This window comes from Sediminitomix flava (assembly GCF_003149185.1).
Classification (GTDB): Bacteria; Bacteroidota; Bacteroidia; order Cytophagales; family Flammeovirgaceae; genus Sediminitomix; species Sediminitomix flava.
This window is the reverse complement of the sequence record NZ_QGDO01000028.1, coordinates 1-2,025: the sequence shown is the minus strand read 5'-3', so window position 1 is coordinate 2,025 and position 2,025 is coordinate 1. Positions and strand designations below refer to the sequence as shown.

The 2,025-nt window shown below is 31.1% G+C and carries 1 protein-coding gene; it reads right to left on the bottom strand.

Features of this window, described 5'->3' with window-relative positions; translation table 11 throughout:
- Nucleotides 1-699 precede the first annotated feature (699 nt).
- On the bottom strand, nucleotides 700-1,119 hold the full coding sequence (locus BC781_RS25310; RefSeq protein WP_146201793.1) for a hypothetical protein: 420 nt from the start codon (nucleotides 1,117-1,119) through the stop codon (nucleotides 700-702).
- Between the last annotated feature and the right edge of the window lie 906 nt (nucleotides 1,120-2,025).

Below are 2,025 nucleotides of genomic sequence, written 5' to 3'. Positions count from 1 at the left end.
GTTATAAAGAGATATAGATAAATATATCCTAAGCAAAAAAAGGCTAACGCTATTATAATTATACTTGAATACATGATATTTCTTATCGATAACGGCTCGGGCATGGTGTCGCAGGCAGATTGCGTCGCAGATGCCTGTGAACTATGCCCCTTGTTGTGCCTAGTTTTTACTTTTATTTTCTCGCTCTTTGCAGAATGTTTTGAGCTTAAAACCTCAAATTCCGCTAAGCGTTCATTTCTTTTTTTACGCTAACAAATCTATTTTCATAAATCTGAATTTACAGATCAAATCCCTTGTCAAAAATCCTAAAGTTTGAACGTTGAAAGATTAAATCCGAATACGCTAATTGAAGATTTATAGGCAATCAAAAATTTTCAAGAAAATCTGTCGAGCTAACAAATCCAATTAGAAAAACAGGAAGATGAAGTCCACTTATATTTGAGGGAATTTGTAGAAAATCTAAAAAATTAAAATCCGTTTGTAATCCAAAAATCGAAGTATTTGATTATCGAAAAAATCACTTTTGAATCTTAAAATCTGATTACTTATCGCTCATTTGTAGAAACTTAAAGATTTACAATCTTCTTCATTTTAGTTTCATACTTGGCTAATTGGGCACAACGACTCGGGCATGGTATCGCAGGCAGATTGCGTCGCAATGCTGACTGTGCAATATGCCCCTTGTTGTGCAAAGTTTTTTTAATAATTAATACCTATTGAATCAAGAAAATTGATTGCTTCTTTTACTTCTAGTTTCCTCACAATTTTAATCTCTTCATTCCAATTATAATAATTACTGTCCTCAAGTCTTGGATATTCACTTATCATAGAAAATGATGAATTCAATCTATTTGTATTTAAGTCAATTTTATGACCAATTACTAATTCAATATTTGAAGAATCTGTCTCTTCCAAAAGGTATCTATCATGTTCAAAGATTACAGAATCGTAATGAACTAGAACATATTTCAAATTATATCTAGGAATGTGTTCTTCTTGATTATTCACCCAAAATTGTATGTATGAATATTCTTCAAGCTCTGGTATAGCTCTCCAAGTTTTGGGTATTTCAGGAATGGATAATGCTTCTCTTTTAACTTCAGCTATTTGATAATTCATCCTGTAATATAAGTTTCGGATATTATCAAGTTGAAGAATTACATATCCCAAAAATAGGAGCATGAAGAGTATAAATTGAATTCGTTGAAAAAATTTAGAAGACATTTAAATATTATCTATTTAATGAAATTCATATATTTTGCACAACGATACGGGCATGGTGTCGCAGGCAGGTTGCGTCGCAACTGACCTGTGCAATATGCCCCTTGTTGCCACCCGATTTATTAATTTAAAATGTAAAAAATGCCCGTTATTGTTCCTAGAGCATATTGTAATGTTACTATTTTCAAATATGACTCTATTACTAATCCTTTCTTTTGAATCCCTATTATTAATATAGATCCCAAAATCAAGACTATGAAATTCAATGGATAAATGAACTCTGTACTTTCTAAAATTAAGACAAATATAAAACGTGAAAGGATTGTCAAAGACATTAAAATACTTATTAATTTCAGCCTTGAATCTCTTTTCTTTTGATTATCTACTACTATCTGAATTAATATTAGAACATGAACTACATCGGCAATTGCGATTAAAAGTGTGTTATCAACTAATTTTAATAGATCGAGTAATTCACCTATAAATCCTAAAATTAAGAGTAATAGTAAGGCTATAATATACTTTCTATTCTCGTCAATTATCAGATATATGGTGTAAAAAATCAATAGACTTAATTGAATCAATCCTGTGAATATCAGCAATGAATCATAGCCTAAACTTAAAGTCCAATTCAAAAATCTATAACAAAATCCTATTGTAAGAATTATGAATACTAGATAGAATTCTTTTTTCATCTATTATGGGCGGCAACGCTCTGAGCATGGTAACGCTGGCAGATTGCGTCGCAGGCTGCCTGTGAACTATGCTCCTTGTTGGGGCTCGTTTATTTATTTTTTGTTTAAT